A 20,264-nucleotide genomic window follows, 5' to 3' on the forward strand; every position below is an offset into this window, starting at 1 on the left:
TCCAGGACTTCGTTCATTGATGGGAGTTGCTGAACCTGCAGCACCCCCACCTAACCTCCCCCTGTAGAAGGGGGAGGGAGAGCAGGAGCCGAAGCCGAAGCGCCTCCCAATGCGCTCAAAGTGAACACCTCCCTCCCCTTGTGGGGAGGGAGGACGAGGGCCGAGGGGCCGGATTATGGCCTACGCCACCTGCGCTTTGCGGGGGCCGCGGGCCCATTCGGGGAGCCAGGTGCCGTGGGCGGCGATGAGGTCATCGACGAGGTTCCAGATCTGGTCGAGATCGAGCTCGGCAGCGGTGTGCGGGTCCATCATCGCAGCGTGGTAGATGTGCTCGCGATTTTCCTCGATCAGCGCGCGGACGGTGAGTTCCTGCACATTGATATTGGTGCGGATCAGCGCGGTGAGCTGGGGCGGCAGCTCGCCGATATAGGTGGGTTGCAGGCCATTGTCGTCGACGAGGCACGGCACTTCGACGGCGGCCGCATTGGGCAGCGAGGTGATGACGCCATTATTGCGCAAATTGCCGTAGATCACCGAGGGTTCGCCGGTCCACACCGAATTGACGATGGAGCTGGCATATTCCTTTGAGGCCTTCACCTCGATGCGGTTGGCATTGCGATATTCCTCGCTGGTGCGCTTCCAGCTGGCGATCTGCTCGACGCAGCGCTTGGGATACTCGTCCAGCGGAATGCCGAATTTCTCGATGATGTCTTCGCGGCCCTCCTTGATGAAATAGGGCGTGTATTCGGCGAAGTGCTCGGAGCTTTCAGTGACGAAATAGCCCAGCCGCGTCATCATCTCGTAGCGCACCTTGTTGGGGCAGCGCGGGTTCCAGCCCGGCTTGGGCGCGCGGCCTTCGGCATAAGCGCGATGCAGGTCCGGATAGAGGTTCTTGTAGCTGCCATCGGGCTGGCGATGCTCGAAATTGAGGTAGAAGGCCATGTGGTTGATGCCGGCCGAGCGATAGCGGATTTCCTCGTAGGGAATGCCGAGATCATGCGCCAGTTCATGCGCCGTGCCCTGCACCGAATGGCAGAGGCCGACCTGCTTGATGGTCGGGTACTTTTCCGAAATGGCCCAGGTGTTGATGGCCATCGGGTTGACATATTGCAGCATGATGGCGTTGGGCGCGACCTCGAGCATATCTTCGCAGATGCTCCACAGATGCGGCACGGTCCTGAGGCCGCGCATGATGCCGCCGACACCCAGCGTATCGGCAATGGTCTGGCGCAGATTGTATTTCTTGGGCACGTCGAAATCGACGACGGTCGAAGGCTCGTAGCCGCCGATCTGGAAGCAGACGACGACGAAATTGGTGCCGTCCAGCGCCTGGCGCTGATTGTCATAGGTCTTGACCGTGGCGGGTACGCCCAGCGTGTTGACCAGCTTGCCGGCAATAACGGCGCTTTCCTCGAGCCGGGTCGGATTGATGTCCATGAGCCGGATTTCGGCGCCGGCAAGCGCCGGGCGCTGCAGGATGTCGCCGACAATGTTCTTCATGAACACCGACGAGCCGGCGCCGATGAAAGTGATTTTGGGATTTGCCATTTGGGGAATGCTCCGGGAGTTAGGCGGCAATTTCGAACGCGGCGCGCACAAGGCGACGCGTGTAATCGGTTTGGGGGTTAATCAGGACTTCGTTCACTGGCCCCTGCTCCACGATCTTGCCGTGTTGCATCACCATCACCCGGTGACAGAGGGCCCGCACGACTTTGAGATCGTGCGAAATGAAGAGGTAGGAGAGACCCTTCTCGTCCTGCAGCTTGCGCAAGAGGTCGATGATCTGGGCCTGGACGGACAGGTCGAGCGCCGAGGTCGGCTCGTCGAGCAGGATGAATTCCGGCTCGAGCGCGATCGCCCTGGCGATGGCGATGCGCTGCCGCTGCCCGCCGGAGAATTCGTGCGGAAAGCGCGCCAGGATATTGTCGGGCATGCCCGCATCCTTCAGCGCCTGCTGCACGCGCTCGCCGCGTTCACGCCCATTGGCACCGATGCCGTTGACGATCAGCCCCTCTTCGATGATCTGACGGATCGACATGCGCGGATTGAGCGACGCGAAGGGGTCCTGGAAGACGATCTGCATGCGGCTGCGCAGCGGGCGCATGGCCTTGCGGTCCTTGCCATCGATGCGTTCGCCATCAAACCAGATCTGGCCACCCTGATTGTTGATCAGCCGGATCAGCGCCTGCCCGAACGTGGTCTTGCCCGAGCCGCTCTCGCCAACGATCCCCAGCGTTTCATTGCGCATGAGCTTTATGTCGAGATTATCGACGGCCTTGAGCTCGAAGAAATCGGGTTTGAGGAAGCTGCCGCGTTTGAGCGTGAAGGCAACCTTCACCTCCTTGCCCTCGAGCACGGTGTCATGGACGCCCTCGGCCAGTGGCAGCGCCGTGCCGCGCGGCTCGGAGGCGAGCAGATGACGCGTATAGGCATGCTGCGGATTGGCGAACAGGGCCGCTGTCTCGTTATGTTCCTGCACCTTGCCGTTCTGCATCACATAGACATATTCGGAGAACTGCCGGACGATGGTCAGGTCATGGGTGATCAGGATCACCGCCATGCCGTACTTGTCCTTGAGGTCCTTGATCAGGTTGAGGATCTGCGCCTGCACGGTGACGTCGAGCGCCGTGGTCGGCTCGTCGGCGATCAGCACGTCGGGGCGATTGGCCAGGGCCATGGCGATCATGACGCGCTGGCGCTGGCCGCCCGAAAGCTGGTGCGGATAATTGTTGAGACGGGCGCGCGGCTCGGGGATCTGCACTTCCTCGAGCAGCTTCTCGGCCCGGCTCATCGCCTCCTGCCGCGACACGCGGTTATGCAGGTGGATGATTTCGCAGATCTGCTGGCCGATCGTATAGACCGGATTGAGCGAGCTCATCGGCTCCTGGAAGATCATCGCAATGTCATTGCCGCGCATCTTGCGCATGTCGCGATCGCTCATGGTGACGACATCCCGGCCCGCCAGGGTGATGCGTGTCTCCGGCAGGATGGTGGCGCGCTTGGTGAGGAGCTTCATGATGGTGCGGGCGGTCACCGACTTGCCCGAGCCGCTTTCCCCGACCAGGGCAATGGTCTCGCCCTTGTGCAATTGGAAGGACACGTCGCGCACGGCATTGACCACGCCGCCCTCGACCTTGAAATCGACCCCGATATTGCGGGCATCGAGGATCAGCTCGCGCCCATGGGTACCCAGATCGTGCCGTTCGGCGGGCGCCAGATTGGTGGTGCTCATCGCGCGCTCCTCAATAGGGGTCAACCGCGTCCCGCAATCCATCGCCCAGGGCGTTGAAGGCGAAGACGGTGATCAGGACGAAAATCACGGGGGTGAGGATCCACGGATAGGAACCGATCACCGAGAAGGTGCCGGTATCCTGCAGCATCAGGCCCCAGGAAATCAGCGGCGGTTTCACCGCAAAGCCGAGGAAGCCGAGGAAGCTCTCGAGCAGCACCACGGCCGGAATGGCGAGGGTGATCGAGACGATGATGTGGCTGAGCACATTGGGCAGGATGTGGCGCAGGATGATGCGCCGGTCGGACGCGCCGACGGCAATGGCCGCGCGCACATATTCGATCCGCGCCAGCGACAGGGTCTTGGAGCGCACTTCGCGGCTCAGTTGCGCCCAACCCAGAACCGCCATGACGAAGATGACGAAGGTGAGGAACACATTGGAGGGGGCGGTGACCGGGATCAGCGAGGTCAGCGCCAGATAGAGCGGCAATTGCGGGAAGGCGAGGACGAATTCGACGAAGCGCTGCACCCAGGCATCGAGCCGCCCGCCAATATAGCCGGAGGTAATGCCGACCAGCGTGCCGACAATGGTGGTGATGGTGACCACGGCCAGGGCGATCATCAGCGATATGCGCGAGCCGATGATCCCGCGCGAGAGAATGTCGCGCCCGAACTTGTCGGTGCCCAGAAGCTGCAGCGGCCGGCCATCGGTCGAGCCGAAGAAATGGATGTTCGAGGGGATCACCCAGAGGATGTTGTAGCTATAGCCCTCGACGAAGAAGCCGACCGGGGTGGGATCGTCCTTTACCGGCCCGGTCAGGGGCTGGAAGGTGATGGGGTCGAACTCGCCGGTATCGCCGATGGGATAGATATGGGGGAGCAGGCTGAAATTGCCGGCTGCGTCCTCGAAGGCGATCATGTCGGGCGGGGCGAAAGGCAGATTGGTCTGCTTGGGGTCCATCGGCGCGAAGAAATCGGCGAAGATCGACATGATGAGCAGCGCTGCGACCAGCACCAGGCCGATCATGCCCATGGGCGAGCGGCGGAAGCGGCGCCAGACCAGCGTGGCATAGGTCTCGTTGCCCGAGCCGTGACGGCCGACGACAGGCGCCACATCGGACTCTTCGGCCGGCGTCGGCTGGGGGCCACCGGCGACATCGGTGGGCAGGGGAATGGACGAATGGGTGTCGGTGCGGCTCATTCCGTGCCTCCTCCGAGACGAATACGCGGATCGAGGGCGACCAGCAGCAGGTCGGCGATGATGTTGCCGATGATGAGCGTGGTGGCGAGGACCAGCATGAAGCTGGCGGTGACGAAAACGTCGCCCACCGCCATGGAGCCGACAATGGCCGGACCGACAGTGGCAAGGCCGAAGACGATGGCCACTTCGATTTCGCCGGTGAGCATGTAGGGCAGGACAACGCCCTGATAGGCCACCAGGGGATGGAGCGCATTGGGCACGGCATGGCGCATGATGACGGCGCCTTCGGGCAGGCCCTTGGCGCGCGCCGTCTCGACATATTGGCTATTGAGCACATCGAGCAGATTGGCTCGCATGACGCGCATATTATAGGCGAGCCCACCGAAGGTGGCGATGAAGACAACCGGCCACACATGGGCGACCAGATCGACGAACCGCCCCCAGCCCCACGGCTGACCGCCCCAATAGGCCGAATTGAAGCTGCCGATCTCGTTCACGCCGATGCGGAATACCAGCACATACATGATGATGATGGCGAAGAGGAAACGCGGGATGGTCATGCCCAGGAAGGAGATGATGCCAAGCAGCGTATCGACCCAGCTATATTGGCGGGTGGCGGCGATGATGCCGAGGCCGATGCCGAGCAGCGAGGCCAGGATATGGCAGACCAGCGCCAGGAGAATGGTCGGCGGCAGGCGCTCGGCGATCACATTGCCGACCGGCTTGTTGTAATAGAGCGAATGGCCGAAATCGAAACGGGTGACGATGCCGGTGATCCAGCGGAAATACTGGATGATCAGCGGATCGTTGAGACCATTGGCCTGCCGATAGGCTTCGGCCTGGATCTCGGCGAGGTCGGGCCGCACGCCGCCCTGATTGATCAGCATGGACCGGATATAGTCCGCATAGTCGCCCGGAGGCGCCTGGATGATGGCGAAGGTCACGATGCTGAGCAGGAACAGCAGCGGTATGGCGCCAAGAATGCGGAAGGTCAGAAATCGAAGCATTTGCGCCCCTTATATCGAGGTAAGTCCCTTACCCCTTGTCAGTGCCCCACCGGTTGTCATCCCGGACTTGAGCCGGGATCCATATCCAAATGTCAGGATGGGCCCCGGCCTCCGCCGGGGCGACTATCGAGTGAGTTCAGCGGCCTCTGCACTCTCGATGCGTATCGAGTTGGGTCAGCCTGGCCCGCCCCCGATGGAGGTCAGGAGGGAAGAGGGGCGGCGCGAACCGCCCCTCATGGATTGCGATCAGACGGCGCCGGCGCCGCCGGGCGCGCCCGGAAGCGTTTCCGGATGCAGTTCGTAATTGCCCTGCTTGTCTTCCGGCACGAAGACGCGTTCGCGGATGATGTTGTCTTCAGCCCAGTTGAACATGAAGATCGGCGCACCGGCCGGGATATTGGCAAAGCGCTTGTTGATGATCAGCGCACCCGGATATTGGGTGAGGCCCACCGAATAGACATTTTCGGTGAAGATGTGCTGGTACCGCTTCATCAACTCGGCACGTTCGGTATTGTCGCTCGTGGCAATGAACTTGTTGACCACGTCAACCAGCTCCTGCTCGAACGGCAGCAGATCGAGCGTGCCGTCGGAACCCGCACGATGGAACGGGAAGATGCGCGGACCGGTCGGCGCGAGTGCCGCCGTGTTCTGCACCACCGCGACCATTTCAGCGGTCTGGCGTTCCACCGACCAGTCGAAGGTGCCGGCCTGCGCCATGTCGTCACGCGCCGTGCCCTGCTGCAGATTGCCGATGACGCGCAGCCCCAGCGGCTCCATCTGGGCGATGACGCCCTCGGCCAGATTGCTGTCGGTGCCATAATCGGAATTGGCGAGGACGGTGATCTCCACATCGGCGCCATTGGCGGTGCCGGCGGGGAAGTTGCGGATGCCATTGCCATCGGTGTCGATCAGCCCGAGATCGTCGAGCAGCTTGTTGGCCGCTTCCAGATTGTAGGGATAATAGACGGTCGAGTCCTTGTCGTAATAGGTGGTGCCGGCATAGAGGCCGCCCGGATAGATGGCGGTGAACGGACCACGCACCAGCGAGTCGCCCAGCCGCTGGCGATCCAGCGCGATGGAGACGGCCTTGCGGAAGTCGAGATTGCGGTTGAGCTCGCGCACGGCCTGGGCACGGGCATCGGGCTCACCCCAGCCATTGGCCGAGAAGTTCATGCGCAGCGCATAGCCGATGGTGCGGGCACCGAACTGCAGGCGGGCCGGAGCGGTTTCCTCGGCCGAGCGGCGCAGGGATTCCACATAGCTTTCAGCCTGTTCGAGATTGGAGAAGTCGCCCGAACCGGCAACGGCCTGGACGTCACGATCGGCCCAGGTCGAGAGGCGATAATGCATCTCGTTGAGATAGGGCAGCTGGTTACCGTTCTCGTCGACCTTCCAGTAATAGGGGTTGCGGCGCATGACGATGATGTCGTCCGGCCGGTATTCCACCGGCACCCAGGCGCCCATCACCGGCATGTTCATATATTCGGGCGGGAAAGCGTTCTTGTACTGCTCGTAGGTATTGCTCGAATATTTCGGATGCTGCGGCTTCAGCATGTGGCTGGGGCCCGGGCAGAAGGTGCCATAGGCCATAGTGTAGAGATATTGGGTGGGGAAGGCTTCCTGGAACGTCCACTTGATGGTGTAGGCGTCAATGGCCTCAAGCGTCGTGCCCACGCCGAAGGATTCGGGCGTCGCGCCGTTGAGCGGGGTGACATTGGGATCGTTGACGTTGTCGTTCCAGTAGAACATCACGTCTTCGCTGTCGAACGGATCGCCGTCGGACCATTTCGCACCCTCGATCAGGTGCATGGTCAGTTCCTTGCCGTCCTCGGACCATTCCCAGCTCTTGGCCAGGTTCGGCATCGGCTCAAGCTCGTCGGCCTTGACCATGAACAAAGGACCGGTGCGCGTCAGACATTCGGAAAGCCCGATATCGATGCCGCCCCAGCCCTGGCTCTGGCCGCCAATATAGTTCCAGCCTTCCGGCCGGCCGCCGATGACGTGGCGCATGGTGTCGCCATAAACACCAATGCCGTCGGGCATATTGCCGGCCTTGTAGACCAGCGGCTCCTTGGGCAGGCGCTCGGCGACGGGCGGCAGCGTGCCGGCATCGACATATTTCGAGGTCACCCAATCGGGCTCGTGATATTCCGGCAGCGCCTTGTATTCCTGGATGTCAGAAATGCTGACAAAGACCGGCTCGCTCTGCGCGGCAAACTCCGGCGGATCGGGTAGCTCGCCGGTCAGCTCCTGCGCCGGCAGGGCCAGCATGGAAACGGACAGCAAAAGTCCTGCCCCGCCAAGGGCATAGATAGGCTTTCTCAATAGAACCTCCCATTTTTGCCGGGCTGGCGACATTGCTGTCGTGGCCGCTCACTCCCTCGGCCATTCCCCGTGCATGAGCAAAGCCTACGCCTTGCCACGCGGGAAACAATCCGGAATGATAGAGACTAGTTCCGGGTTTCTAAGATCGAGCGCAAAAGTATGATTGAAGAGGAAATCGGCAGGGCGCCCGCCTCGGCGCGCGAGAAACCGCCCCGCCCCACCCCAAGGCCGGACCGGCGCTTTTATGCCACCGGCAAGGCCTTCGGCCGCTTCGGCATTCGCGCCTTTGCGCCCCAGATCATGGCCCAGCCGCACACCCATGGACATATCGAATTCAACTGGCTGACCCAGGGCGAGATGGACTACGTCTTCGATGGCGGCCCGGTGACCGTGGGGCCGGACCGGCTCATCGCCTTCTGGGCCGGCATTCCGCACCAGACCACCGACCTGCGCGCGGTGGGCGATGGCAAGCAGCTCAATATCTACCTGCCCATGGACGCCTTTCTCGAAATGCCGCAACTGGGCCGGCTCACGGAAACGCTGATGGGCGGCGGCGTCATCCAGCTATCGCCCGAATGTATCGGCCTCGACACGCTCGAACGCTGGCATGCCGACTATCGCAGCGGCAATTCTCTGCGCACCGACCTGGTGCGCGCCGAGATCGGCACCATGTTCCGCCGCGCCGCCATTACCGGCTGGGACACGCTGTTGCCGGCCTGGGTGGAACGCTCGGGCACGCGCACCCGCACCTCGACCCCGGTGCGCTATGTGGTGCGCATGGTGCGCCATATTGTCGAGAACATCACCGATACGCTATCGGCCGAGGAAATCGCCAAGGTGGTGGGCCTGCACCCCAACTACGCTACCAACCTTTTCACCAAAGTGATGCACATCTCGGTGCAGAAATTCGTCACCCGCATGCGCCTGATCCGCGCCCGCTCGCTGCTATTCGATGGCAGCCTCTCCATCGCCAATGTCGCGTTTCAATCCGGCTTTGTCAGCCAGACCCAGTTTTACGAGCATTTCCGCAATGCCTATGGGATGACGCCGAGCCAGATGCGCAAGGACACGATTGGGTAGTCGGGCGGATGGCTTTCCAAAGCTGCTGAAACAGACCATATTCTCTTCATGAGCGTTACGGTCCATATCACGCCAGAACTTGAGGCCCGCGTCGCTGCGATCGCGGAGCGGACGCGGCTGAGCCCATCAGAAATCATCGCCGATGCACTGCAGAACGGTCATTCGCTGGAGTGGCAGGAGCGCTTTGTCGAGCGGGTGGCGGCCGGGATTGCTGCTGCCGATGCGGGAGAGTTCGCCCACGACAAGGATATCAACGCCGTGCTGGGCAAATTTCGTCCAGCATGATGCGCGTGCGCTGGACAATTCCGGCCCTGCGCGACCTTGAAGAGATCGGTGACTATGTCGCGGCGGAAAGCCCAACTGCGGCCTTCAGGCTGGTCAACGCTCTATACGAGCGCACGGAGCGCATTCGCGCCGACAATCCTTCGGCAAGCCGCATGGGCAGGGTGAAAGACACGCGCGAACTGGTCTTTGCCGACTTGCCCTATATTGTCGCCTATCGCATCCGGGACGATGTCGAAGTCCTGGCGGTGATGCACACCGCCAGGGACTGGCCAGAAGATTTCGGGTGAAAGGCTGCTGCTTGCTGCTTGCAGGCGGTCCGGTCCGTATTTGCTCAGCCTTCGTGCCATTCGAGCATAGCTCTCATGGCCTTGAGGTCTAAAAACGCTCCACCGGAGCGTTTTTCCGGCCGAAGGCCGGTTAGGTCCGTATTTGCTCAGCCTTCGTGCCATTCGAGCTGCCACTCGAGCGTAGTTCTCGCGGCCTTCGGCGTTTGCGCATCGCCACTGGCGATGCTTGTCCAAGCGGACACACGCCGAAGTCTCGTAGCCTTAAGCGCTAAAATCCCTCCACTGGAGGGATTTTGCCGCGGAGCGGCACGCGCTTAAGTATTAAACTTGAACAGCATCACATCGCCGTCCTTGACGACATATTCCTTGCCTTCATCGCGGGCCTTGCCGGCTTCCTTGGCCGCGACTTCGCCGCCAAGCGCGACGAAATCGTCATAGGCGATGGTCTGGGCGCGGATGAAGCCGCGCTCGAAATCGGTATGGATGACGCCGGCCGCCTGCGGGGCCTTGTCGCCCTTGTGGATGGTCCAGGCACGGCTTTCCTTGGGACCGACAGTGAAATAGGTCTGCAGGCCCAGAAGATCGTAAGCTTCGCGGATCAGGCGATTAAGGCCCGGCTCGTGCAGGCCGAGGCTTTCGAGATATTCGGCCTGTTCGGCATCGGGGAGCTGGGCCAACTGGCTCTCGATTTCGGCAGAGATCACCACGACACCGGCATCGTTGGCCTTGGCATAGTCGGCGACCTTGGCGCTCATGGCATTGCCGGCTTCGGCCGAGCCTTCATCGACATTGCAGACATAGAGCACTGGCTTGGAGGTGAGGAGCTGCAGCTCCTGGAAGGCCTTTTCCTCCTCGTTGGAGCGCTCGACGAAGCGCGCCGACTTACCGTCGCGCAGCAGCACCAGCGCCCGATCGATGAGATCGAGCGTGGTCTTGGCGTCCTTGTCATTGCCCTTGGCCTTCTTTTCGACGCCGGCACGGCGCTTTTCGAGGCTTTCGAGATCGGCCAGCATCAACTCGGTCTCGACCACTTCGGCATCGGCCAGCGGATCGACGCGATTGGCAACGTGGATAATGTTGCTGTCTTCAAAGCAGCGCAGCACATAGGCGATGGCGTCGCATTCGCGGATATTGGCGAGGAACTGATTGCCCAGGCCCTCACCCTTGGAGGCGCCCTTTACCAGGCCCGCAATGTCGACAAAGCTCATGCGGGCCGGCTGCACATTGATCGACTTGCCGATCTGGGCGAGCTTTTCCAGGCGCTTGTCGGGCACCGGCACCTCGCCCACATTGGGCTCGATGGTGCAGAAGGGGAAATTGGCGGCCGCCGCGGCGGCGGTGCGGGTCAATGCATTGAAAAGCGTCGACTTGCCGACATTCGGCAGGCCGACAATGCCCATCTTGAAGCCCATGGGTATCTCCGGAAACTGGTTGGGCTCCAATTGGGTCGGATCGGCGGCGATGTCAACCTAATCACCCCATCTCCTGCACGATCCGCAAAAACTCGGCATGGCCGAGGGCCTGATTGGCGGCGGCGCGGTATTCGCGGACGAGGCCATCGAAGGTCTGCTGGGCAAAACGGCGCAGTTTCGGATCGGCCTCCATTTCCCGCCGCGCCAGGTTTTGGTCGAGCAGGCCCAACCCATTGAGCACGGGATAATGCAGTTGGGTCTCGATATGCGGCAAGCCGCCGAGATAGTTGGGGAAGTGGTCATTGCGCGGCATTTCCCGCGACCAACGCGCCAGTCGCTCCCTGGTCTCGGGATGGATGCGGTTGGCGCGCACCTCGCGCCAGAACGGCGTGTCGTCGCGCTCGGTGACATAGTGCGTGTTGACGAAGGTGCGGAAGTCGTCGACCTGTCGGCCGACGCGGGCATTGTAATCGTCGCGGGCAGCAGGACTGATACGGTTGGGATGGTCCATGTAACGCTGCGCGAACAGCATCATCTGTACGATAGTGCCGTGAATAGAGGTGGATTCGAGCGGTTCGAGGAAGCTCGAGGAGAGCCCGACGGCAACGCAATTGCCGATCCAGGCCTTTTCCAGCCGGCCGATCTGGAAGCGGATATCGCCGCGCACCTCGATCTCGTGGCCCAGCACGCGCTCGACTTCGTCCTTGGCCTGCTCGGGCGTCGAGAATTCGTCGGAATAGACATAGCCGCAGCCATAGCGGGTGCGCGTCGGGATCTGCCACATCCAGCCCGAGCTCTGCGCCCAGGCGCGGGTATAATTGGCCAATTCCTCGCCGCGCTTCACATCCACCCAGAACGGCAGCGCCCGGTTGACCGGCAATTCATGGGCATAGCTGACCCAGGGCGCCTCGAGCGCCTTGACGATGATCTGCTTGCGAAAGCCGGTGGCGTCGATGAAGAAATCGCCCTCGAGGCGTGCATTGTCGTCCAGCACCAATGCGGTGATATCGCCGGTTTCTCCATCCCGCTCGACGCCTGCCACCTGCGCATCGACCTTGTCGACGCCGTTGGATTTGGATGCGAAGAATTTGCCCACCAATGCCTGATCGAAATGGAAGGCGTAATGAAACGGCCCCAGCGGGATCAGCGAGCCATCGTGTTTCTGGGCATAGGGCGCTTTCTTCTGTTCGAGCAACGGCTGGAACAGGTGCATGTCCTGCACCGCCCGGCCCGCCGCCACAGCATAGACGTTGAGGTAGTCACTGGGTGCGCCCGGCGGCGCCAGCACCACCTGGTGCGGATCATCGATGGGGCCGTAATAGGTAAACCCCTTGCGGCGCCAGTCTTCGTGGCGAATGCCCAGCTTAAAGCTGGCATCGGTCTTGCGGAAGAACTCGAACTCGTCGATGCCGAAATGTTTCAGCAGCACGCGAAAGGCCGCGGTGGTCGCCTCGCCAACGCCGACCGTGGGAATGCGCGAACTTTCGACCACGGAAATCCGGAAATTCAGCCCGCGCCGCCGCGCCTCGTCCTGAATGATGAAGGCCGCGATCCACCCGGCCGTGCCGCCGCCGACGATGACAAAATGGGCTGGTTTATCCATGCCGCGGTCCTCCCCGCAGTGAAGCTATGGGGCGGCGGGATGGGGGACAAGCAGGCTGGGCGTGCGGAAACGAGGTTTCTTAGGAAACCGGAGGAAAGACCGTGAAGGCCGGACGACGCCCTACCCGCCGCTGATTTCGTTCTGGTGACGAATGGACTGGACCACGATCAGATTCTCCAACGGGAGATACTCGTATAGAGCGACGTAGCCCCCATTCGAAAACGGAATGACGAGCTCGCGGCGCTTGGCGTCCAAAGGCCGCCCAATTTCCGGCGCTGTCTCGAGAGCGTCCAGATAAGACAATATAGTTTCGCCGGCGCGCGCCGCCGCCCTGAGATTTTTGACTAGCAGAAACGCACGCAACCGCTGCAGATCCCGAAGTGCCTGATCAGTGTAGGCTAGGTGTGGCACTGCGGCGGCTCTAGCTCGTCATCGCTTCCCCAGCTTTTGAGCCAATGAGCAACCTCTGCATGGGTGACGTGAAGACCGGTTTCGCGATAATGTTCCATTGCTGCATCAGCATCAGCAATGAAGCTGGCACGCGCCTCCTCGCGCTCCACATAACCCCGGATGGCTTCGCGCATGATCCAGTGCGCCGAACGCTGCTTGCTCTCGGCCAGCGCCTGGATGCGCTCGCGCATATCGTCGTCAAGTTTGACAGAAACGGCCATGGCGACCTCCGGTATTACCTTTTGATACCCTAGTGTTTCCTGGCCACCGCGTCCAATCAAACTACAGGCACTATGCCGCGCGCGGCGAGACCTGATCGGCAATCGTGGCGCCGAGCGTGCTGCGGGCAAGCTCCAACTCATAAGCAGCCTGCATATTGACCCAGAATTCGGCACTCGTCCCGAAATAGCGCGCCAGCCGCAAAGCCGTGTCGGGCGAAATTGCGCGTTTGCCGTGTACGATTTCACCAATGCGCACCTGAGTAACCCCCAAGGCTTTCGCCAGGGCGTAGCGGGTCAACCCCATGGGCCTCATGAAATCCTCCAGCAGTACTTCTCCGGGATGAATTGGATTAAAGTCAGCCATTCGAACCTCAATGATAGTCGACCAGTTCGACATCGACGGCATTGCCATCTCGCCACAAAAAACACACGCGCCACTGATCATTGACACGGACGCTATGCTGACCGCGGCGGTTACCCGCCAGGGCCTCCAACCTGTTTCCCGGCGGCACACGCAAATCATCCAGCGACACGGCGGCATTGATCTGCATGAGCTTGCGATATGCAACTCTCATGACATCATTGGGCACGCCCTTGCGAAAGCGACGTTCCCAACAGGACCGAGCAGCGTCATTGCCGAACGTCTGGATCATGAAAAACAATACCGCCTCGCGAAAGCAATCGCAAGGCGGTACTAAAAGCTAGCAATGCGAGGTCAGCTATGGGCGCTGCCCAGTTCGCGGAGTTCTTCGACCGAGCGGACGCGCTTGCGGGCGGCGCCGTCCCAGTCGCGGGTCTTGACCGTGGACTTGGCAACGCGCTCCCTGGCCGCAGGCACGGCGTCGGCGAATTGCGGCAGCCACTCGGCCTGCGCCACCACCATTTCATCGACCATGGCCCAGACTTCGTCGGGCGTGCAGATGGCGCCGACCAGCGGATCGTGCAGCACGGCCAGCTTGAGCGTCTCGATATCGCCCGTCATGGCGGCCTCAACCGACAGACGCTGCACCGAAACCGACACCGAGCAGGTGGCGGCGCAGGCGGTCGGCAGGGTGATGCCCTCGATCATGTTGATGCCGAAGCGGTCGACATAGCCGGGGCTCTCGATGATGGCGTCGTCAGGCAGATTGGTGATGATACCGTTGTTGCGGCGATTGAAGTGGCCGCGATAGGGGCGGCCGGTTTCGATGGCCTCGATGATGTAGCTGGCATGCTCGCTGGTGCGCTTGTATTCGCTCAGCGGCTTAGCGGCTTCCTGCTTGAACACCGGGAAATCGGTCTCGAACCAGTTGCGGCGCTCGGTGGAGTAGCGGAGATAGCCGCCGGTTTCGCCATGGATCCAGTGGCTCATATCGATCCAGCGATTGATCTCGTCCGGACGCTTACGATACCAGGGCAGGTATTCGGAAAGGTGGCCATTGCTCTCGGTGGAATAGACGCCGAAGCGCTTGAGCACGTCGATGCGCACCTTCTCGGTCTTGGAATAGACCGGATGCGCCTCGAAGCCGGCGATCAGCTCGTCCTTTTCGATCTTCCGGCCCTTGGCGCGGATATCGATATACCAGGTCTGGTGATTGATGCCCGAGCAGACATAGTCGAGCTCGTCATCGGTGACACCAAGCACCTCGGCAATCTGATGCGCGCCGTGCTGCACGCCGTGGCAGAGACCGACGACATTGACGCCGCCATAGAGATCGGCAGCCCAGGTGTTCATCGCCATGGGATTGGCATAGTTGAGGAACAGCGCGCCAGGCTCGGCGACCTCGCGAATATCCTTGCAGAAGTCGAGAATGACCGGAATGTTGCGCTGGCCATAGAGAATGCCGCCGGCGCAGATGGTGTCGCCCACGCACTGGTCGACGCCATATTTGAGCGGGATTGAAATGTCGGTCGCGAAAGCCTCGAGGCCGCCGACGCGGACGCAGCTCATGATATAGCGGGCGCCGGTGAGGGCGGCGCGGCGATCAGTGGTGGCGGTGACTTTGGCCGGCAGCTTGTTGACCGAGACGATGGTCTCGATGATCTGCTTCACCATGTCCAGATTGTGCGGGTTGATATCGGTGAGCGCGAATTCACACCCGGCGAATTCAGGAACTTTCAAGAGGTCGGAAATCAGGGTCTTGGTGAACCCCACCGATCCCGCGCCGATGACTGTGACCTTGAACGACATGCAAACCTCCCATGGTGCCGCGCACCCTGACTTCTGTCGCTATTGCTAGCGTCAACGCGGCGGACGGTGTAGAGAAAGCTTGTGCGAACCCGGGTAATTTTGTGCTCAAACATCTTCTCGATCACGGTCATGACCTGCGCCGCGTGGAGCTGCCGCGCAGCGTCGCGCCGCTGCATTGCATGGCCGTCAGCGCCGGCTATGAGCAGCGCATGAACGAGGTCTATTCCTGGGACGGGCTGGCCCGCGGCACCGCGCCTTTCCTCGTGATCCAGCACACCACGGTGGGCGAAGGACGGCTTGATTATGCCGGCACCCAATTCCGCCTGACGCCGGGCGACACCATGCTGGTGACCATGCCGCACGCCCACCGCTATTGGCTCGATCGGGGCGGGCATTGGGAGTATTTCTGGCTGCTGCTCAATGGCCGCGAAGCCCTGCGCCTGGCGCGGGAAATACTCGACGGCGCCGGGCCGGTGCTCAAACCCTCGCCCGCGCTGATCGACCGCCTGGCCGGCGCCTGTCTCGATATTCTCACTTTGTCAGACCCGACGCCGGGCGCCGCTTCGTCCGCCGCTTATGCCGCCATGTCGGCGCTGCACGACGCCGCCTTTGCGGCGCGGCCCCTGCCCGAGCGGGAACTGTCGGCGGCAATTGCAAGAGTCACCGCCTATATCGACGCCAATCTGTCAGCGCCGCTGCAGGTCGAGCGCCTTGCATCGCTGGCCGAAATGTCGCGCGCGCATTTCGTGCGGCGCTTCTCGGCGGCCACCGGGATATCGCCATCGGACTATGTGCAGGCCCGGCGGCTGGACCGCATCGAGCGCCTGCTGCTGGCAACGGAAATGACGGTGACCGAGATTGCGCGCGCCACGGGCTTTGCCGATGGCAATTATCTGGCTAAAGCCTTTCGACGCGCGCGCGGGCTGTCGCCGCTGCAGTTTCGCGCCACCCGCCAGGAAGCAGGCTAGCGACTTGCCCTGCGCGGGCCAGCATGGCAAAACCACGGTTGACGTATAGGGCAAGACAATGACCAATGCTGTAACCAAAGATCGCCGCCATTTCGAAGACCTCGCCATTGGCGAAGTGATCACCCTTGGCCGCACCACGGTTACCAAGGACATGATCGTCACCTTCGCGCGCGAATTCGACCCCCTGCCCTTTCACCTCGACGAGGCGGCGGCTAAGGCGAGCCTGTTGGGCGGTTTGGCCTCGAGCGGCTGGCAGACGGGCGGGCTCAGCCTGCGTATGCTGGTCGACAGCTTTCTGTCCAGGATCGCGTCCTGCGGCGGGCTGGGATTTACCGACCTCAAATGGAAAAAACCGGTCATGGTGGGCGACACCATTGGCGGCACGGTCACCATCGTTGATCTCCGGCGGTCGGGCAGTCAGCCACAATGGGGCATTGTCACGCTCGACTTCGACATCCGCAACCAGAAGAACGAGCCGGTGATGACCATGCGCCTCGCCAATCTGGTCGAATGCCGGGAGATCGCCGCATGACCCGCTGGTTCGAGGATATCGTCATCGATGAAGAGTTTGCGCTGGGCGACCATACATTCACCCAGGACGAAATCATCCGCTTCGCCACCCAATATGATCCGCAGTATTTCCACATCGACCCCGAGCTGGCCAAGGAGAGCCATTTCGGCGGGTTGATCGCCAGCGGCTGGCACACGGTGAGCATCGGGCATCGCAAGATGGTGGACGCACTCGACGCCGAAGCCGAGCGGCTGCGGGCCGAGGGGCGCTCGCCGGGCGTCTCGGGGCCCTCCCCCGGCGTCAATTCGATGGAATTCAAGGCGCCGGTTCGGCCGGGAGACACGGTCAGCTACCAGCTGGTGGTGACGAGCAAGCGGCCATCCAATTCGCTGCCGGGCTGGGGACTGCTGATCAATCGCCTGACGGCAGTGAACCAGCGCGACGAACTGGTCTACCAGGCCGAGATTGTCGGCTTCTCCAAGCTGCGCGACTATCGCATGCCGCTGGGACTGCGGCTGATGTTGCTGCTGGCCAAGGTGCCTGGAATGGCGCGCATATTGCAGCGAGGCTCTTGAAAGCCCGGGGCCGCATCGGCACTCTGCATCCATGCGCCGATTCGCCCTTTGCCTTGCCATCACCGCCCTCTCCGCTGCGCCTGCTCTGGCCCAGACCTACCAAGGCAATTGGAGCTGTCGCGACGCGACCACCAATCGCGCCGGCATCCTGACCATCTATGGCAATGTCTATGGCTGGGCCTCACGCACCGTCGGCGATCCCAATTCCGGCACCGGCACGCTGACCCCCTACCAGGATGGCGTCGGCCTCAATGATGGCAATCTGCGCGCCAATGCCGGTATCCAGGCCGGCCGCACCGTCAGCGACCCCACCTATGGCGTCGCCCTGCAGCTGGAAACCGCGCAGGCCATCGTCATGCTCTGCACGCCGCGCTAAATCGCTTCAGGTTCTGATTGATGCGGCCTTGGCGGCCCATTGAGCGCTCTGCACACCCCCACCCAGCCTCCCCCTGAAGGAGGGGGAGGAGCCGCATCGCGTACTGAGCCAGATATTGCCAAAAAACAGCCTTGGGACAGGATGAGCGATCTGCTGATGACCCATGCTGACGTCAAATCTTGTTGTGCGCCAGTATTTTGGCCCGAACGTCCTGGCCAGATCGGCGCATTGGCAGTAGGCGGAAACCGCTTCGCACAGCGAGGGGGCTTGAAACTTTCGGCGATTTCGCGCATTTTCATCTCGTAACGCCGGGCCCCTCTGGTCATGGATTCTCCATGGCGATGTCGGAGTTACTCCACCTATTACATGGAGAAGGTCCGGCGATGGAATCGCTACTTGCCGCCCTATCGGGCGATTTTCTCGGTACCCCCGTCTATTTCTGGGTCGCGTTCATCGCGATCGTTATCGGCCTGCTTGTTTTCGACCTCGGCGTGCTGCATCGCGATGAGCACGAGATCGAAGCCAAGGAGAGCCTGCTGCTCTATGGCTTCTACGTCACCATTGCCCTGTTGTTCGGCGTCTGGGTCTGGTTCCAGCGTGGCGCGCAGGCCGGTCTCGAGTTTTATACCGGCTATCTGATCGAGCAATCATTGGCGATGGACAACATGTTCGTCATCGCCACCATTTTCGGTTTCCTCGGTATTCCAAGGCTTTACCAGCACCGCGTGCTGTTCTGGGGCATTCTGGGCGTGATCCTGTTCCGCGCTGTGCTCATCGGCGTCGGTGCAGCCCTGGTGCATCAGTTCGACTGGATCCTCTTCATCTTCGGCGCCTTCCTGGTGTTCACCGGCATCAAGATGTTCAGCCACCAGGACGAGGAGCCGGATCTCGAAAAGAACGGCATCTTCAAGTTCCTGCGCAAGCGGTTCCGCATCACCGATGCGCTGCGCGGCCGCAATTTCATGGTGCGCGAGCCCGACAAGAAGACCGGCAAACTGGTGCTGTGGCTGACCCCGCTCGGCGTGGCGCTGATCATGGTCGAGATCGTCGACCTGATCTTTGCCGTCGACTCCGTGCCGGCGGTGTTCGCGGTCACCCAGGACACTTTCATCGTCTATACCTCGAACATCTTCGCTATCCTGGGCCTGCGCGCGCTCTATTTCGCCCTCGCAGCGGCCATGAACCGCTTCCGCTACCTGCAGGTATCTCTGGCGGTGATCTTGGTGCTCATCGGCATCAAGATTTTCCTAGTGCCGCTCGACATCAAGATCGACACCATGCTGTCGCTGGGCGTGACCATCGGCATCCTGGCCGCCGGCGTGCTCTACTCGCTGTGGAAGACCCGCAACGAGCCCAATATCAGCGCCGAGGACGAGCCCAAGACCGGCCAGCTCGAGCCCTGATCGGCTCGACGACAAGGCTGATCACAATAGGGGGCCGGCGGTTGACGCCGGCCCCTTGGCTTGTCTAGTCTTTGCGGACCACACGGAGGTTCTGCACGAAAATGATCTGAAAGCCCGCTCCAGACGTCTATGCCACGCTCGCCCCGCGCCTTGTGCGCGACGCTGTCGTGGTGGCTGATTGGATGCGAGAGCATTTGTGGATCACCGTGCACCGGTTCGCCTGAGGCATTTCAAAATCTGTTGAAGCCGAAGCTCTTTCGTCTCTCGCATTGTCGAGGGGGATCGAGAGCATCGAATTGACCTTAGAACACCTCGGTATCGCGCTCCGTCTTTCCACCAGCCCGACGTCTTTTCCCGCAGTCACCGCGCGTATTTGCGCGCCCATTTCGATCGGACCAGCCCGCGCCATCTGCCGGGCGGGAAAGGATAATTCATGCCTAAAAACCAGTTCCAGCGCCCCCTCCCCGTGCGTCACAGCCATGATGTGCCGCGCCACGGCAAGCCGATACCGCCGCCGGCGAAAGCCAAGGCCAATCCGCTCGTGCGGCCGCCGGAGGCGAGCCTGCCTCCTTTGGCCGCGTTGTTGGAAAAGCCGCAGCAGAAATGATGGAAAAGAGGCCCGGCGCGACTGTGTCGGGCCTCGCGCCACTCTTGCCGCAATTGCTTATTAACGAATTGGGGAACGACAGAGGAGATCGGCAATGGGTGCCATCCACGAAATCGTCTTCGACTGCGAAGAACCAACAACCTTGGCCGCTTTCTGGGCCAATCTGCTCGAAGGCTATTCCGTCCGCCAGAGTGACGCCGCCACCAATGCCGCCCTGAGCCTGGCCCTGGGGCTGGATCCGGAAGCCCCGACCACGGTGATGATCGACGGGCCCGGCCCCTCGATCTGCTTCCAGAACGTCGATGGCCAACGCCCCGACAATAATCGGGTGCATTTCGACGTCGACGTCTCCGACCGCGCCAGTGAGGTGGAACGCCTCAAGGCGGTGGGCGCCAGCGTCGACCGCGTCCTGCCCACCTATACGGTGATGCGCGATCCCGAAGGCAACCAGTTCTGCCTGATCGACCGCCGCGAGGCCATGGCCGCCTGAGGCGGTGGGGCCCGCATTGCTTAGGCATCTGACTATCCCGCATCACGATGCCGCCCTCGGACTT

The 20,264-nt window shown here is 61.7% G+C and carries 22 protein-coding genes; 10 read left to right on the forward strand and 12 right to left on the reverse strand.

Annotation, left to right across the window (positions count from 1 at the left end; all coding sequences use genetic code 11):
- Window positions 1-180 precede the first annotated feature (180 nt).
- From melA (DEVEQU_RS13505) to DEVEQU_RS13525, 5 genes are all read right to left on the reverse strand, one after another.
- The gene (gene melA / locus DEVEQU_RS13505; RefSeq protein ID WP_126151120.1) at window positions 181-1,548 is read right to left on the reverse strand and encodes an alpha-glucosidase/alpha-galactosidase; all 1,368 of its coding nucleotides are present in this window, start codon (window positions 1,546-1,548) and stop codon (window positions 181-183) included.
- A 19-nt stretch (window positions 1,549-1,567) separates the two neighbouring features.
- Entirely contained in the window at window positions 1,568-3,232 is a 1,665-nt protein-coding gene (locus DEVEQU_RS13510) for an ABC transporter ATP-binding protein (RefSeq protein ID WP_126151121.1), read from the reverse strand.
- A 10-nt stretch (window positions 3,233-3,242) separates the two neighbouring features.
- On the reverse strand, window positions 3,243-4,430 hold the full coding sequence (locus DEVEQU_RS13515; RefSeq protein ID WP_126151122.1) for an ABC transporter permease: 1,188 nt from the start codon (window positions 4,428-4,430) through the stop codon (window positions 3,243-3,245).
- A complete protein-coding gene (locus DEVEQU_RS13520) occupies window positions 4,427-5,437 on the reverse strand; it encodes an ABC transporter permease (protein WP_126151123.1) in 1,011 nt (336 codons plus the stop codon). The genes DEVEQU_RS13515 and DEVEQU_RS13520 overlap by 4 nt, the downstream gene beginning before the upstream one ends.
- Before the next feature lie 246 nt (window positions 5,438-5,683).
- Window positions 5,684-7,708, reverse strand: a complete 2,025-nt coding sequence (locus DEVEQU_RS13525) for an ABC transporter substrate-binding protein (protein WP_126151211.1) — start codon at window positions 7,706-7,708, stop codon at window positions 5,684-5,686.
- A gap of 213 nt (window positions 7,709-7,921) precedes the next feature.
- Here DEVEQU_RS13525 and DEVEQU_RS13530 point away from each other — a divergent pair, with 213 nt between their 5' ends.
- From DEVEQU_RS13530 to DEVEQU_RS13540, 3 genes are read left to right on the forward strand one after another with little or no spacing between them, the layout of a single operon-like run.
- Window positions 7,922-8,842, forward strand: coding sequence for a helix-turn-helix domain-containing protein (locus DEVEQU_RS13530; RefSeq protein WP_126151124.1), 921 nt, complete (start codon window positions 7,922-7,924; stop codon window positions 8,840-8,842).
- A 48-nt stretch (window positions 8,843-8,890) separates the two neighbouring features.
- A complete protein-coding gene (locus tag DEVEQU_RS13535) occupies window positions 8,891-9,127 on the forward strand; it encodes a ribbon-helix-helix domain-containing protein (protein WP_126151125.1) in 237 nt (78 codons plus the stop codon).
- Window positions 9,127-9,414 (forward strand): type II toxin-antitoxin system RelE/ParE family toxin, encoded by a 288-nt coding sequence (locus DEVEQU_RS13540; RefSeq protein ID WP_126151212.1) that lies wholly within the window; start codon window positions 9,127-9,129, stop codon window positions 9,412-9,414. Before DEVEQU_RS13535 ends, DEVEQU_RS13540 begins: the two co-directional genes overlap by 1 nt.
- A 314-nt stretch (window positions 9,415-9,728) precedes the next feature.
- Here DEVEQU_RS13540 and ychF read toward each other — a convergent pair whose 3' ends face one another.
- The 7 genes from ychF to melA (DEVEQU_RS13575) form a co-directional block, all read right to left on the reverse strand.
- Complete coding sequence (gene ychF / locus DEVEQU_RS13545; protein WP_126151126.1) at window positions 9,729-10,826, reverse strand: redox-regulated ATPase YchF; 1,098 nt, start codon at window positions 10,824-10,826, stop codon at window positions 9,729-9,731.
- A 61-nt stretch (window positions 10,827-10,887) separates the two neighbouring features.
- A complete protein-coding gene (locus DEVEQU_RS13550) occupies window positions 10,888-12,429 on the reverse strand; it encodes a tryptophan halogenase family protein (RefSeq protein ID WP_126151127.1) in 1,542 nt (513 codons plus the stop codon).
- Between the two features lie 120 nt (window positions 12,430-12,549).
- Entirely contained in the window at window positions 12,550-12,840 is a 291-nt protein-coding gene (locus DEVEQU_RS20320) for a type II toxin-antitoxin system RelE/ParE family toxin (protein WP_126151128.1), read from the reverse strand.
- The gene (locus tag DEVEQU_RS13560) at window positions 12,828-13,100 is read right to left on the reverse strand and encodes a CopG family ribbon-helix-helix protein (RefSeq protein WP_126151129.1); all 273 of its coding nucleotides are present in this window, start codon (window positions 13,098-13,100) and stop codon (window positions 12,828-12,830) included. The genes DEVEQU_RS20320 and DEVEQU_RS13560 overlap by 13 nt, the downstream gene beginning before the upstream one ends.
- Before the next feature lie 70 nt (window positions 13,101-13,170).
- Complete coding sequence (locus DEVEQU_RS13565; protein ID WP_126151130.1) at window positions 13,171-13,464, reverse strand: HigA family addiction module antitoxin; 294 nt, start codon at window positions 13,462-13,464, stop codon at window positions 13,171-13,173.
- Between the two features lie 7 nt (window positions 13,465-13,471).
- A complete protein-coding gene (locus tag DEVEQU_RS13570; RefSeq protein ID WP_126151131.1) occupies window positions 13,472-13,753 on the reverse strand; it encodes a type II toxin-antitoxin system RelE/ParE family toxin in 282 nt (93 codons plus the stop codon).
- 62 nt (window positions 13,754-13,815) lie between these two features.
- Window positions 13,816-15,270: an alpha-glucosidase/alpha-galactosidase gene (gene melA / locus DEVEQU_RS13575; protein WP_126151132.1), complete on the reverse strand. Its 1,455-nt coding sequence runs from the start codon at window positions 15,268-15,270 to the stop codon at window positions 13,816-13,818.
- A gap of 101 nt (window positions 15,271-15,371) precedes the next feature.
- Here melA (DEVEQU_RS13575) and DEVEQU_RS13580 point away from each other — a divergent pair, with 101 nt between their 5' ends.
- From DEVEQU_RS13580 to DEVEQU_RS13605, 7 genes are all read left to right on the forward strand, one after another.
- Complete coding sequence (locus DEVEQU_RS13580) at window positions 15,372-16,238, forward strand: AraC family transcriptional regulator (protein WP_164550398.1); 867 nt, start codon at window positions 15,372-15,374, stop codon at window positions 16,236-16,238.
- A gap of 58 nt (window positions 16,239-16,296) precedes the next feature.
- A complete protein-coding gene (locus DEVEQU_RS13585; RefSeq protein ID WP_126151134.1) occupies window positions 16,297-16,770 on the forward strand; it encodes a MaoC family dehydratase in 474 nt (157 codons plus the stop codon).
- The gene (locus DEVEQU_RS13590; RefSeq protein ID WP_126151135.1) at window positions 16,767-17,324 is read left to right on the forward strand and encodes a MaoC family dehydratase; all 558 of its coding nucleotides are present in this window, start codon (window positions 16,767-16,769) and stop codon (window positions 17,322-17,324) included. Before DEVEQU_RS13585 ends, DEVEQU_RS13590 begins: the two co-directional genes overlap by 4 nt.
- Before the next feature lie 31 nt (window positions 17,325-17,355).
- Complete coding sequence (locus tag DEVEQU_RS13595; protein WP_126151136.1) at window positions 17,356-17,700, forward strand: hypothetical protein; 345 nt, start codon at window positions 17,356-17,358, stop codon at window positions 17,698-17,700.
- A 383-nt stretch (window positions 17,701-18,083) separates the two neighbouring features.
- Window positions 18,084-19,103, forward strand: a complete 1,020-nt coding sequence (locus DEVEQU_RS13600) for a TerC family protein (protein ID WP_126151137.1) — start codon at window positions 18,084-18,086, stop codon at window positions 19,101-19,103.
- A gap of 433 nt (window positions 19,104-19,536) precedes the next feature.
- Window positions 19,537-19,710 carry a hypothetical protein gene (locus tag DEVEQU_RS19925; protein ID WP_164550399.1) on the forward strand — a complete coding sequence of 58 codons (174 nt, stop codon included), beginning with the start codon at window positions 19,537-19,539 and terminating at the stop codon, window positions 19,708-19,710.
- 94 nt (window positions 19,711-19,804) lie between these two features.
- Window positions 19,805-20,200 (forward strand): VOC family protein, encoded by a 396-nt coding sequence (locus DEVEQU_RS13605; protein ID WP_126151138.1) that lies wholly within the window; start codon window positions 19,805-19,807, stop codon window positions 20,198-20,200.
- Window positions 20,201-20,264: the final 64 nt, after the last annotated feature.

The sequence above is a fragment of the Devosia equisanguinis genome, assembly GCF_900631955.1.
In the GTDB taxonomy this organism is placed as follows: Bacteria; Pseudomonadota; Alphaproteobacteria; order Rhizobiales; family Devosiaceae; genus Devosia; species Devosia equisanguinis.